Genomic DNA, 13,199 nt, shown 5'->3' on the forward strand with positions numbered 1-13,199 from the left:
GGAGTCGGGCGGTGACCAGCCACACCATAGTGATTTGCATGGGCAGTTCCTGCTTCTCCAGAGGAAATCAAGAAAACCTCCAGGAGATAAAGACCTTTCTGAAGGACAACGACCTGGAAGACCAGGTCCTGCTGAAGGGCAGCAGATGCGAGGGAGAATGCCTTAAAGGCCCCAACATAACCGTGGACGGAAGGCTTTTCAACGGGGTTAAGAGGGAAAATATCCTTTCCATCCTGGAGGAGACCCTTCTAGGAGGATCTAAACCATGACCCCTGTAGCCGCGGATCCCAAAACTTTCCCCATATACACGGTCAAAAACGACTGCCAGGACTGCTACAAGTGCGTCCGGGCCTGTCCGGTAAAGGCAATAAAGATCGAGAACGGACACGCCCAGGAGATATCGGACCACTGCGTCCTCTGCGGAAGATGCGTCGAGATATGCCCGGTAGGGGCGAAGAGGATAAGGGACGACAGGCCAGAGGCGGAGAGGCTTCTGAGATCGGGAAAACCGGTGTACGTTTCCATAGCTCCATCCTGGGTGGGCGAGTTTCCCGACGTGTCTCCGGGAAAGATGATCCGTGCCCTGAAGGCCCTGGGTTTCGCAGAGATCGGGGAGACCGCCCTGGGAGCCCAGGAAGTGACGGCCTCTCTGGCGGAGTTTCTCAGGGACGCCGGACCGGGGTTGTATCTGTCCACCGCCTGCCCCAGCGCGGTGGAGTACGTCAGACGGTATCTTCCCCACCTTACAAAATGCCTCACCCCGGTGCTGTCGCCCCTTCTGGCCCACTGCAAGCTGATCCGGCAGGCCGCCGGACCGGACGCCCCTATAGTGTTCTTCGGTCCCTGTATAGCCAAGAAGGTCGAGGCCGACGGTCACGGCGACATTCTGGCCTGCTCCCTGACGTTCAAGGACCTGAGGTCCTGGCTGGAGGAGAAGGGCATAGACCTGGATCGCATCGAGGACGGGCCGGAGGAATTCTTCCCGATCAAGGCCGACGAGGGGACCCACTATCCTATAGAGGGCGGAATGATAGAGACCATAAAGGCATCGGGAGAGTTTCCCGATGTCCGTTTCCTGACCATATCCGGGATGAACTCCCTTCAGAGGGCTCTGGACAAGGTAGATCCCAGGGGCTTTTCCGTTCCGGTTTTCATGGAGTGTCTGGCCTGTCCGGGAGGGTGCATCAACGGCCCGGGCTCTCAGAAAAGCCATTCCAGCCTGTCTAGATGGATGAACGTCAAGGACTTCGCCGGACCTCTGGAGAAGGCCCCTACCCGCATGGTCTCGGTGCCGGTGGACGAGCCCTACCTACCTCAGGGATCGGACGAGGGAAACGTGACGGAGGAACAGATAAAGCTGGCCCTCAGGATGATAGGCAAGACCTCCGAGGAGGACGAGCTGAACTGCGGCGGCTGCGGTTACGACACCTGCCGTGCCATGGCGAAGGCCCTAGTGCTGGGACGGGCGGAGGTTACCATGTGCGTTTCCTACATGAGGAAGAAGGCCCAGAAGAAGGCCAACGCCCTCCTCAGGAGCATGCCCTCCGGCGTCGTCATAGTTGACCACGATCTGAGCATAGTGGAGTGCAACGAGAGGTTCGCCAACCTGATGGGCCCCGAGACGGAAAGCCTTTACGACCTTTCCGACGGCCTCAAGGGAGCGAGACTGGCCCGGATAGCCCCGGCCTTCGCCCATCTGGTCGAGGGAGTGCTGGACACCGACGAGGACGTCCACTACGACCATTTCAGGGCCGGGGAAAAACTCTTCGAGATAACGGTATTCTCCATAGAGCCTCATCTGACGGTGGGAGCGGTGATACTGGACGTCACCCGCCGAGAGATACGAAGAGACCAGATAGCCCACAGGGCCAACGAGGTCATAAGGAAGAACCTGGCGACCGTGCAGGAGATAGCCTGCCGCCTGGGAGAGCACATGGCGGACACCGAGATACTTCTCAGGGACATCGCCGAGGGTTACGGATCGGAAAGCGACCCGGACCCTAAATCCAGGGGGCGAACCTCTTGAACGGGCCTCTCTTTCTGGAGGTGGACGTGGCACAGAGGGCCAAGGAGGGGCAGTGTATCTGCGGAGACTCCTTTCTAAGCCACCGCATGGCCGATAAAAACCGGGTGCTGTCGGTGCTCTCGGACGGACTGGGCAGCGGGGTGAAGGCAAACATACTTTCCTCCATGACGGCCACTATGGCCCTCCGCTTCGCCGCCAGCGACATGGACTTCCTCCACTCGGCGGAGATAATGATGGAGGCCCTTCCGATCTGCCAGGTCAGGAAGATAAGCTACGCCACCTTCACCGTGGTGGACAGCGTCCTGAAGGGATGGACCAGGATGATAGAGATGGACAACCCGTCCTCCATAGTGATCCGGGACGGCGAGGTCCTTCCCCTGTCGTACCGGGAGGTCGAGTCTCCGAGGTGGAACGACAGGAAGATAAGGATGTCCGAGATACTGACCAAGCCGGAGGACCGCATAATAATCATGTCCGACGGCATAACCCAGTCCGGAATGGGCACCTACTCCCACCCCCTGGGCTGGGGAGAGGAGGGGTGTCGCTCCTTCGTGCTGAAGACGGTAAGGCGAAGACCGGACATATCCGCCGGAGATCTGGCGGTCAGAGTCATGGAGGAGGCCATCTCGAAGGAGCCGTCCAGGAGAAGCGGCGACGACATGACCTGCGCCGTGATGTACTTTCGAAGGCCCAGAAATCTCATCCTGCTTACGGGGCCTCCCTTCTCGAAGGACAGAGACGGAGAGTACGCCGCCGCGTTGAAGGATTTCGAGGGAACCAAGGTGATATGCGGCGGAACCACGGCGGAGATAGTGGGCCGCAGGCTGGGCAAGTCCATAGAGACCGACCTCGAGAGCTGGTCCCCCGGAGTTCCGCCCCGGTCCTCCATGGAGGGAGTGGACCTCATAACCGAGGGAATACTCACACTGACCGAGGCCAAGAAGATACTGGAGAGCCAGAGAGGCCTGAGGGAAACCAACCCCGCGGCCGAGCTGGCCAGGCTGCTGCTGGACAACGACGTAATAAACTTCGTGGTGGGAACCAGGATAAACGAAGCCCACCAGGATCCCACCCTTCCGGTGGAGATAGAGATAAGACGCAACATAGTAAAGGGCATTGCGACGGTGCTGGAGGAGAAACACCTCAAGGAGGTCTCCATAAGATACTTTTGACGAAACCCGTTTTCTGAACTGAAAAAAAGAACGAATTGAAGACTGGAGGGCTCTTTTTCGAAAGAGCCCTCTTAACTTTCTGAAATATCAGCCTTCGGAGCTTTGTTTCACCCCTTGGATCTGGTACAATATTTTATGTGAAACTCTGAAGTATCTTTATCATCAGAAAGGGGAGAGAGTAAACTTGAGGAAATTATTTGTTCTCTGTATGGCCGTCGCTCTTTGCTGCACAATGGCAGCCGGAGCCATGGCGGAGGAAACAGTCAAGATAGGGTATCTGGCAGCTCTGACCGGCGACTGGGCAGCATACGGTCAGACCGAGAAGAACACGGCGCAGTTGGCCGTAGACGAGATCAACGCCAAGGGCGGCATCGACGGCAGGAAGGTCGAGCTGGTCGTCTACGATTTCAGAGGTCGTCAGGAAGACGCGGTCAACGCGGTCCGTCGTCTTCTCGAGGAAGACAAGGTATCGGCCATAGTCGGAGCCAACGCCAGCGGCATAAACATAGCCACGGCGGCTCTGGTCAACAGGGCCGAGGTTCCCCAGATCGGCACCGTCTCCACCAACCCGATGGTAACTGTCGACAGAAAGGGCAAGGTTCGCCCCTACAGCTTCAGAATATGCTTCACCGACCCCTATCAGGGCAAGCTCATAGCCTGGTTCGCCGCCAAGGAACTCGGCAAGACCAAGGCCGCGGTGCTCTACGACATAGCCAGCGACTACGCCCAGGGACTTCGGGAGTTCTTCATAAAGAGCTTCGAGGAGTACGGAGGAGAGACCGTCGCTGACGAGGCATTCAAGGGCGCTCAGGACGTGGACTTCCGGGCCCAGCTCACAAAGATCCGCGAGGCCGGAGCCGACGTACTCGTCCTTCCCAACATGGGCAAGGAGATGGCCCTCATAATGAAGCAGGCCAGAGAGCTCGGCATGGACGACCTGGTATTCGTCGGCGGCGACGGCTACGCCGAGTTCATGTGGGAGATCGCCGGCAAGTCGATGGAGAACTCCTACTGGATCAACCACGTCTCCCCCAGCGACCCCAACATGGCCAAGTTCTTCGAGGACTACGAGGCCAAGTACAACGACGAGTGCAAAGAATTCGTCAACGGCATCCTCGGATACGACGCCATGTACTGGCTCTTCGACGCCATCGACAGAGCCGACTCGACCGATTCGGTGAAGATAGCCCAGGCCCTGGCCGACACCAAGGACCTACAGCTTCACCATGCCACCATCACTATGGACGAGTTCCACAACCCCCTCAACAAGGACGGCATAGTCCTGATAGCCAAGGACGGCAAGGGACAGTTCTTCAAGAAGATCAAGCCCGAATAAAAACGGCGAAATAAGCTTATCCCGAGGCGGGTGTGCCGGGAGCACACCCGCCTTTTCATAAAGACCTCACGAGAGGAGGCTGGGAATGTGGCAACGCTGATACAACAGATAATCAACGGTCTTTCCCTGGGCTCCATCTACGCCCTCATAGCCGTCGGCTATTCTCTGGTTTATTCCATACTTATGTTTTCCAACTTTGCCCACGGCGGTTTTCTTATCATAGGTGGCTATCTCTGTTATTTCGCCCTGAACTCGGCGGGGTTCAACATCTGGGTAGCCGGATTCGGAGCCCTCATAGGGGCTGGCTTCGCGGCCGTAGCTACCGAGAGACTGACCTATAAACCCATTAGGGAGAGGACCTCGGTCACCCTTTATCTTCTTATAGCCTCGATGGGCATGAACATAGTCATCGAGAACATATTCGTCATAGTGGCGGGAGGACGGTTCAGAGCCCTGCCGCCGGTCATACCGACCACTCCGGTTCATCTCTTCGGAAACGCTACCACCAGCGCACTGGACCTGATATCGCTGGTGACGGCATTCGTCTTTCTGGGGGGGCTTCAGCTCTTCCTCACCAAGACGAAGTGGGGACTGGCGATCAGGGCGGCGGCCTGCGATCTAAGGGTCGCGGGATTGATGGGGGTCAACACCAGCAAGCTGATCTCCATAGTCTTCTTCGTCGCCGGACTTCTGGCGGCTGTGGGAGGAATATTTCTCTCCGTCCGCTACACTCTGTACCCCCAGCTGGGTATGATCACCATAAAGGCCTTCGTGGCGGCGGTCATAGGCGGTCTGGGTTCCCTTCCCGGAGCCGTCGTCGGCAGCCTGATCCTAGGACTTGCGGAGATGCTCACGGCAGGCTTCCTTTCCAGTCAGCTCAGAGACCTAGTGGTATTCTCGCTGCTTGTCATAACCCTCATAGTCCGTCCGACCGGCCTCTTCGGCAAAGACGTCAAGGAGAAGGTGTAACCATGTCAGCGTATGCCGAAGGTATTTTCATACTGTTGCTCATAAACGCCATAGCGGCCATGGGGGTGTCGCTCCTCACGGGGTTCACCGGGATATTCACCCTCGGTCACGCAGCTTACCTGGCCCTGGGATCCTACACCACCGCCATACTTACCCTGGACTACGGCATCGCCTGGCTCCCGGCGGTTCTGGCCGGTGGAATAGTCGCCATGGTAGTGGGCTATCTCATAGGACTTCCCACCTTGAAGCTCATGGGAGACTACTACGCCATAGCCTCCATAGGTCTGGCGGAATCCATAAGGCTCATACTGGAAAACTGGCAGAGCCTGACCAACGGAGCCAGAGGTCTGGCCGGAATAGACACCTTCACCACACTGCCTGTGGCACTGTCGTTTTTCATAGTTATGGCGATAGTGGCGTTCTGCCTTATAAACGGACGGTTCGGCCGATCCCTCAAGGCCTGTCGGGACGACCACGTCGCAGCGGCTCTTCTCGGCTTCGACGTGGCCAAGATAAGGGTGGCCAGCCTGTCCATATCGGCCCTATACTGCGGACTGGCCGGAGGGCTCTACGCCGGGTTCATATCCTTCATACAGCCCATGATGTTCGACATGCTCAAGTCCACCGAGATGACCGCCGTGGTGGTCTTCGGAGGACTGGGCTCCATGAGCGGCTGTATCCTGGGAACGACGGTCATAACCATGGTCACCGAGCTGTTCCGACCTATATCCCAGTACAGGATGCTAATCTACGGTCTGGTTCTGGTTCTGGTGATGGTCCTCCGTCCCGAAGGAATGATGGGACAGCACGAGATAGGAGGCCTTTTGAAACGACTTTTCAGGAGAGGCGGTGATCGCTCATGACCGCCATACTCGAACTGGACAACCTCAATAAGTTCTTCGGAGGCGTACACGCCGTCAGGGACGTGTCGTTCTCCCTGGAAAAAGGGGAGCTGGCCGGGCTCATAGGCCCCAACGGCGCGGGAAAGACCACCATATTCAACCTGATAACCGGCGTCTATCCCCTTGATTCGGGACATATCGTCTCGAACGGCAAGGAGATCAACGGGCTGAGAACCTGCGACGCGGTCGGACTGGGAATAGCCAGGACATTCCAGAACCTGAGGCTCTTCAAGGGCTCCACAGTGCTGGAAAACGTCATGACCGCCGGACAGAGACACCACCGCTACTCCTTCCTCGAAGCGGCCACCCATCTGGGGCGGTGGAAGAAGACGGAAAAGACCATCCGGGACGAGGCCATGGAATACCTGGAAAAGGTAAACCTGGCCAAAGACGCCGACAGGATGGCCGGAACCCTTCCATACGGGCACCAGAGAAGGCTGGAGATAGCCAGAGCACTGGCCCTCAGACCCGAGCTTCTTCTGCTGGACGAACCGGCGGCGGGAATGAACCCGGAGGAGGTCCAGGCCCTGAACGGCCTTATCGTCGGCATACACAAGGAGTTCGACCTCACCATACTGGTCATAGAGCACCACATGGAGCTGGTGATGGAGATATGTCCTCACGTGGTCTGCCTGAACTTCGGTGCCGTCATAGCAGAGGGACCGCCGGAGGAGATACAGGGCAACCCGGAGGTCCTCAAGGCCTATCTCGGCGAGGAGGTGGAATGATGGACGGCAAGAAACCGCTTCTTTCGGTCAGGGGACTTGAGGTAAGCTACGGAGCCATAAAGGCGCTGCTAGGAGTGGACCTGGACGTTTACGAGGGAGAGATCGTCTCTGTCATAGGGGCCAACGGCGCCGGAAAATCCACCTTGATGAACGCCATTATGGGCGACGTGGCCAGACAGGCCGGAGAGGTATCCCTGGATGGCAAGCCTCTCTCCAGCAAAAGCTTTCAGGTTGTTCACCAGGGAGTGTCCCTCTCTCCGGAGGGACGAAAGGTATTCGCACCCCTGACGGTTGAGGAAAACCTCATGATGGGCGCCTTTCCCAGACAGGACAGACTGGAGATACACCGAACCCTGGCCCATGTCTTCGAGCTATTCCCCAGGCTGGAGGAAAGACGGCAACAGTACGCTGGAACCCTCTCCGGCGGGGAACAGCAGATGCTGGCCATAGGAAGGGCCCTCATGTCGACCCCAAGGGTGCTCCTGCTGGACGAACCGTCACTGGGACTGGCTCCCATAGTGATAAAGGACATTTTCAAGGAACTCAAGACGATAAACGAGGGTGGCATGACCATCCTGTTGGTGGAACAGAACGCCAGACAGGCTCTCATGCTGTCCCACAGGGCCTACGTCCTTCAGACCGGAAGGGTAATCATGGAGGGACCGTCGAAGGAACTCCTGGCCAATCCGGAGGTCGAGGCCGCCTACTTGGGAACGGGTCATCACTGAAACCAGCATAAAAATCGATAAGCGCTATAAAAAGAGCCGAAAACCCCACGCACATGGGTCTTTCGGCTCTTTTCGCTTAAAAAAATTTTTTTACGGTCCCTCCGACCTATCTTGTCGCACCTAATGGGTACAGTAGTGTAGACGACACCTATTAAAGGAGGGAAGAACGTGAATCGTACAACTCAATTTCTCGATCCTTCCATCAAGAAAAAGATAATAAATGAACTATCCGAACTCTCCCGAGATATGGACTCCACGAAGGGTCCGCTCAGTGGCGTCATAAAATCTAAGATAGACCATAAGATAGAGTACTTCCGCAAATGGATGTCCGGAGACATTCCGTCGGACTCGGGGCAAATATTGATGGAGACAGAGACCATGGAGCTACTGGTCGAGATAGCCATCAGGAACTGCCGCTCCAACCTTTCGGAGACGAGCTCGGATAGGATAAGAGAACGTTGCAGCAGGATATCCAGAACCGTGAGGCGTATAGCCGGGCAGACCCCTTAAAGATGGGTAAAAGCACATCTTCCGCCAGAGCCGTGAGGCTGAACAACATAATGAGACAGCTTCTCTTCCACAGAGAGGTCGACGGAGATGCGTTGATGGAGGCCTCCTGCGCAAACACAAGGAGAACATTCGAGAGGGATCTTCAGTTCCTGCGAACCGAACACTGTGCAAACATAGTCTACGACCCTTGGAAAAAAAGTTACCGCTTAGAGAACAGGGGATCGTTCGTGCCGACCTTCCCGGTAAGCGAAAGGGAGGTGATGGGACTCATGGCGGGCATCAGGATGGCCGCTCATGTCCTTCCCTATCTGAAGGACGAGATGACGTCACTATGGAGCAGGATCAAGGCGGTGCTTCCAGAGGAACTGGCCCAGAAGGGAGAGGCTATAGGAGAGGCATCCGTATTGGCCCTACCGATAACTTCGCTGGACCCGAGAATCTTCGAGAGTCTCGTCGAGTCCATCAGGACCAAAAGAACGGTCAGACTGGTCTGCTCCACCGTCGAGACCGACGATCTGATCGTATCGCCCTGGGAACTTTTCTTTCAGGGCGACTACTGGTACCTGTGGGGCAGCCACGACGACCGTCCCGAGGGATATACCTACCCCCTCCACGAGATAAAATCCCTGATCGTATGGGATAGGGATAATTACGCCACTCCTCCCGACGAAGGTATTTTATGTTCCGCTTGCTGGACCGGCCCTCCCGGAACGAGTCAACACCAGGTGAGCATACTGGTTCTGCCGCCACTTTCCTCTGTGGTCAACGCCACGCTGTGGCACCCTACACAGAGGATAACCCGCCTGTCCAGAGACGCGGTTCTTCTAGAAGCCACTGTCGGGTCCAACGCCCTGGAGACGGTGGCCCGATGGATAATGGCGAGAGCCCCTCTGGCCGTGCCACAATCGCCGGAAAGACTGGTGAACAAGGTTGAGAGAATGTTGTGCGGTTTGAGGCGAAATATGGACAGAGACTACCAAGATCTCACCGATCTGGGGGAGGCGGGAGACTGATCCTCCGTAAAAGGCTAAAATAGTAACATATATGCTTGAACACAGAACGGAAAGGACCTTATCGATGCCCAAAGAGATCGGATCAAACAGGATAAAAAGGCTGAACTCCATAATGGAGAAACTCTGCTCCCGCACGGTACTCCCGGGAAAGGAGATCAGGGGAACCGCCGAGTCTGTCTCCGCCAGGACTTTACAGAGAGACCTCAGCTATCTCAGAAACGAGTTCGGAGCCGACATCCTATACGATCCGTCCTCCGATTCGTACAGCCTAAAGAACAGAGGAACCTTCGTGCTACAGATACGGCTGAGGGAATCCCAGATAGAGGGACTGGCGGCCGGTATCAAGATGGCCTCCCATTTCCTTCCCCATATGGAAGAGGACCTGAAGGACCTCTGGGCCAAGATGGCATCCATATTGCCTCCAGACCTGGTCCGAAGGGGCGAGGCTCTCGGTCTGGCCTCGGTAGTCTCCACCCCGGTGTCGTCCATGGATCCCAGAACCTTCCACCTTCTGATAAAGGCGATACAGGAGGAAAAACCGGTCCGCTTTTCCTATCGATCGCCCTACGACGATAACCCCGACGACAGAGACAGGTTCGTATCTCCCTGGGGAGTCTTTTTCCAGGCCCACGCCTGGTACCTATGGGGAAGCCATCCCAAACTGCCCCAAGGAGCAACATACCGCATATCCCGAATAGACAAGGCCCTACTGTGGCCCGACACCGCCTATAAAAGCTCTCCGGAAAATCAGGGTCTTTCCGACTACGCGTCCTCATGCTGGTACGCCTACAGAGGCGGAGAAGAGGTGGACGTTAAGCTCAGGATAGATCCACCTCTATCTCGGGTTATACCGGAGACATCCTGGCATCCCAGCCAGACCTTCGATCAAAAAGACGACGGCTCATCCACCATGACGGTCAGAATCCACGAAAACGCCCTGGGATCGGTGGCAAGGTGGGTCCTGGCCAGCGCGCCCTTCGTGACCGTCGAAAGCCCCATGAAACTGGCGGATCAGGTGGAAAAGCTGCTTAACCGATTGCAGAAAAAAACGGAAGCAAAAGTATTGCAGGACTAACTTTTTGAGAGTAAAATCGTGTCATCTCGTGGAAAGACGGTGATTGACATGGGAAAGGAGCTGCTGCTCGGCTCTCTGGCCTTCGGCCTATTCGTGGTGTGTCCCAGGATGGCCGGAATGATGCACGTCATATCGGGACAGGAAAGCCTGTCGATGATGAAGACCGTCCTGATCGGGACGCTGTTTTCCGTACCTCTGTTGATGTTGATGGTTTTGGTGTTCGGCAAATTCGGCGTCTGGGGAGCTCTGGCGGTGTGCGTTCTGACCGATTTGGGAGCTGCTCTGGTTATGGGATCGGTGAGCCCCAGGGCCGGGGTGGAGACGGCCGTGATAGCCCTGTTCGTTATACTGGGAGTTAAGGTGGCACCGCTTATCTCAAGGGCTTTTTTCTGACATCGAGTTAAAAGGCTGGCCCGGGATCGAGGTGTTTCCTCGATCCCGGGCCAGCCTTTTTGGAAAAGATCAGGTAGTCTCCCTTTCAACTAGGGAAAAGTGAAACATCACATGCTGCTTGGAAGGAACGGCCTCTGCCGGGCCGTCCATTTCGTCTATTAGAATCTGAACCGATTTCTTGCCCATAGCTACGGAGGGCATCTCCATAGATGTCATGGTCGTCTCCAACATTCCTCCAATGGAATGCCCTGACAGACTCATTATCTTGATCTTTTCGGGAAATGGAATTCCACGGTCCTTAAGAGCCCGTATAGCACCTATCCCGTGCATGTCGGCAGCCGCCAGAATTCCATCGAGGTCGGGGTTTCCGTCCAAAAGGATATTCGTGCCGTCGTAGCCGTCCTTAAAGTAATCACCTCGAACTACCGGAGACTCGACAAAGTTCTCCTCGTACCCGAGTTCCGCCATGGCCTCTTTATACCCGTCGTACCTCTCTCGATAGGGGATTATCTTCATGGAACCATCGATCAGACCGATATGGCGACAGCCTCTGCCTACCAGGTATTTCGCTCCCTTGAAACCACTTTCTCGATAATCGGAGACAACACTGCTTATATGATCGTCCTGCCTTCTTACTATCTGAACAACCGAGATCCCGCTCTCTTTTATATCGCGGATCAACTTGGAGTTACTTCCGGTAGGAGCTATCAATAGACCGTCCTGAAAGCTACTTCTAAGCCGGTTAAGGCATTCCTTTTCGGCGGCGGGATCGTCCATGGTGTTGCATATCACAGTCTCGTACCCCAATCTGCGGGCTTCCATCTCTATTCCCTGGGATATTTCCGCGAAAACCGACAGATTTATGGTAGGAACCAACACACCAATGGTATGACGCTTCCCCTGGCGAAGCCCCTTGGCAAGCAAATTGGGATGATAGCTCAGCTTCTTAACCGCTTCGTACACTCGGGCCTTCGTATCTGGATGCACGCATGGAGAGTCGTTCAAAGCCCTGGATGCCGTGCTGACATCGACGCAGGCTAGCTTGGCAACATCCTTGAGGGTAGCCATTCTAATCGACTCCTTTGCATATTCTACCGTGTGTACGGCAGCTCTATTTAAACATATATGTGAGGTTATCAAAAGCCTCCTCCTGCACAAAGGGAGCGACCACAGAAGGTTCCCTATAGCATAGGAGGAGGCCATACGAAACGTCGACGGAGGCTAATTTAGACTCACCAGAATGTTATTTTTTAGAGGTACTTAGAAAGACACCTTCCCGCAGCCGCTTTTCTCCACCCCGTCCTTGACCCAGGCTTTTTCCTCGTCCGACAAGGGCAGAACAGGCTTGCGCATGAGAGCGGATTTGAATATCCCCCTCTGGACCAAGGCTTCCTTCATACGAGCGTGAGCCTCACCAGAAGGCTGTCCTCCACCGTATATGGCCTGAGAAATTGGATGTATCCTATCATCGTACTCTCGAATTTTTTTGAAATTCCCTGCCTTCATCGCTTTCCAGGCTTCTGTTATGAGCTCTGGGATACACCCAGCAAAACCTATCAAAGCTCCGTCCACTCCCGGGAACATGGAGGTCAGCAGCGTCTCGTCGTGACAGGTTATTAGAGAACATTCAGGAGCCTTTTCCCGCATGACTCTGATATCGTGTTCATAAAGGGCGGTCACCCTGGTACCCATCTTTATGCATTTCACGTGCTCTATCTCGTTTGCCATCTTAACCAGTGTCTCCACGGGGTAGAAAGCCTTAGACGTGGCTGGGTAAAGGTGGACGATGACATCGATGTCGGCGCCTTCGGCGACATCCTTGACGTATTCAAAGGGCGCATCGGGGTTCATCCCGAAACGAAGCCACATATGCGGAGGCATCAGGAGAATTCCATCTGCGCCTGCCTCCTTGACTTCCTTAGCCATCTCTATGGACTCCGCCGTATTCTCGCAGTTTATGCCAGAGATTATCATCACCCGATCGCCAACCTCGTCCGATACGATCTCGACCACCCGTTTTCTCTCCGATCTGGTCAAAGACGTGATCTCTCCGGTATGGCCGTTGCAGACAAGACCGCCGATCTCGTCAAAAGAGGCCAACCAGCGAACGTATTTGCGCAACTCAGGTTCGTCGATACCGTAATCATCCGTCAAGGGTATACATATAGCGGGAAAAATCGTCTTCCAGTTTATGCTCTTCGTTTTGCTCATCAAAGAAACCTCCTTGTGCCCTAACGACACTTTCAAATTCAGCTTACACCGATCCAAAAACTCAAGGCCTAAAATATACAAACGTTTGCACAAGTCAAGTCTATATTCCCATCGGAGAGTTTGTCAATAAGAGGTG

At 55.4% G+C, this 13,199-nt stretch carries 14 protein-coding genes; 12 read left to right on the top strand and 2 right to left on the bottom strand.

The window, feature by feature from the left end:
• Positions 1 to 11 precede the first annotated feature (11 nt).
• The 12 genes from L2W48_RS02735 (at position 12) to L2W48_RS02790 (ending at position 10,852) form a co-directional block, all read left to right on the top strand.
• The gene (locus L2W48_RS02735; RefSeq protein WP_005659981.1) at positions 12 to 269 is read left to right on the top strand and encodes a (2Fe-2S) ferredoxin domain-containing protein; all 258 of its coding nucleotides are present in this window, start codon (positions 12 to 14) and stop codon (positions 267 to 269) included.
• Positions 266 to 2,026, top strand: a complete 1,761-nt coding sequence (locus L2W48_RS02740) for a [Fe-Fe] hydrogenase large subunit C-terminal domain-containing protein (protein WP_005659983.1) — start codon at positions 266 to 268, stop codon at positions 2,024 to 2,026. The genes L2W48_RS02735 and L2W48_RS02740 overlap by 4 nt, the downstream gene beginning before the upstream one ends.
• Positions 2,023 to 3,198 carry a SpoIIE family protein phosphatase gene (locus L2W48_RS02745; protein ID WP_236099073.1) on the top strand — a complete coding sequence of 392 codons (1,176 nt, stop codon included), beginning with the start codon at positions 2,023 to 2,025 and terminating at the stop codon, positions 3,196 to 3,198. Before L2W48_RS02740 ends, L2W48_RS02745 begins: the two co-directional genes overlap by 4 nt.
• Before the next feature lie 184 nt (positions 3,199 to 3,382).
• Positions 3,383 to 4,534, top strand: coding sequence for an ABC transporter substrate-binding protein (locus tag L2W48_RS02750; RefSeq protein WP_005659987.1), 1,152 nt, complete (start codon positions 3,383 to 3,385; stop codon positions 4,532 to 4,534).
• Positions 4,535 to 4,621: 87 nt separating this feature from the next.
• The gene (locus L2W48_RS02755; RefSeq protein WP_236099074.1) at positions 4,622 to 5,503 is read left to right on the top strand and encodes a branched-chain amino acid ABC transporter permease; all 882 of its coding nucleotides are present in this window, start codon (positions 4,622 to 4,624) and stop codon (positions 5,501 to 5,503) included.
• Between the two features lie 2 nt (positions 5,504 to 5,505).
• On the top strand, positions 5,506 to 6,366 hold the full coding sequence (locus L2W48_RS02760; RefSeq protein ID WP_005659991.1) for a branched-chain amino acid ABC transporter permease: 861 nt from the start codon (positions 5,506 to 5,508) through the stop codon (positions 6,364 to 6,366).
• Complete coding sequence (locus tag L2W48_RS02765; protein WP_005659993.1) at positions 6,363 to 7,133, top strand: ABC transporter ATP-binding protein; 771 nt, start codon at positions 6,363 to 6,365, stop codon at positions 7,131 to 7,133. Before L2W48_RS02760 ends, L2W48_RS02765 begins: the two co-directional genes overlap by 4 nt.
• A complete protein-coding gene (locus tag L2W48_RS02770) occupies positions 7,130 to 7,861 on the top strand; it encodes an ABC transporter ATP-binding protein (RefSeq protein ID WP_040382398.1) in 732 nt (243 codons plus the stop codon). Before L2W48_RS02765 ends, L2W48_RS02770 begins: the two co-directional genes overlap by 4 nt.
• A 168-nt stretch (positions 7,862 to 8,029) precedes the next feature.
• Complete coding sequence (locus L2W48_RS02775) at positions 8,030 to 8,371, top strand: hypothetical protein (protein WP_236099075.1); 342 nt, start codon at positions 8,030 to 8,032, stop codon at positions 8,369 to 8,371.
• A gap of 32 nt (positions 8,372 to 8,403) precedes the next feature.
• Positions 8,404 to 9,384, top strand: coding sequence for a helix-turn-helix transcriptional regulator (locus L2W48_RS02780; RefSeq protein WP_236116496.1), 981 nt, complete (start codon positions 8,404 to 8,406; stop codon positions 9,382 to 9,384).
• A 64-nt stretch (positions 9,385 to 9,448) separates the two neighbouring features.
• A complete protein-coding gene (locus L2W48_RS02785; protein WP_236099077.1) occupies positions 9,449 to 10,459 on the top strand; it encodes a helix-turn-helix transcriptional regulator in 1,011 nt (336 codons plus the stop codon).
• Between the two features lie 48 nt (positions 10,460 to 10,507).
• Positions 10,508 to 10,852, top strand: coding sequence for a hypothetical protein (locus tag L2W48_RS02790; protein WP_236099078.1), 345 nt, complete (start codon positions 10,508 to 10,510; stop codon positions 10,850 to 10,852).
• A gap of 69 nt (positions 10,853 to 10,921) precedes the next feature.
• Here the strand turns inward: L2W48_RS02790 and L2W48_RS02795 are convergent, their stop codons facing one another.
• Positions 10,922 to 11,920: a LacI family DNA-binding transcriptional regulator gene (locus L2W48_RS02795; RefSeq protein ID WP_236099079.1), complete on the bottom strand. Its 999-nt coding sequence runs from the start codon at positions 11,918 to 11,920 to the stop codon at positions 10,922 to 10,924.
• Between the two features lie 192 nt (positions 11,921 to 12,112).
• Positions 12,113 to 13,063 carry a dihydrodipicolinate synthase family protein gene (locus L2W48_RS02800; protein WP_236099080.1) on the bottom strand — a complete coding sequence of 317 codons (951 nt, stop codon included), beginning with the start codon at positions 13,061 to 13,063 and terminating at the stop codon, positions 12,113 to 12,115.
• Positions 13,064 to 13,199 lie beyond the last annotated feature (136 nt).

The organism is Dethiosulfovibrio russensis (assembly GCF_021568855.1).
GTDB classification, from domain to species: Bacteria; Synergistota; Synergistia; order Synergistales; family Dethiosulfovibrionaceae; genus Dethiosulfovibrio; species Dethiosulfovibrio russensis.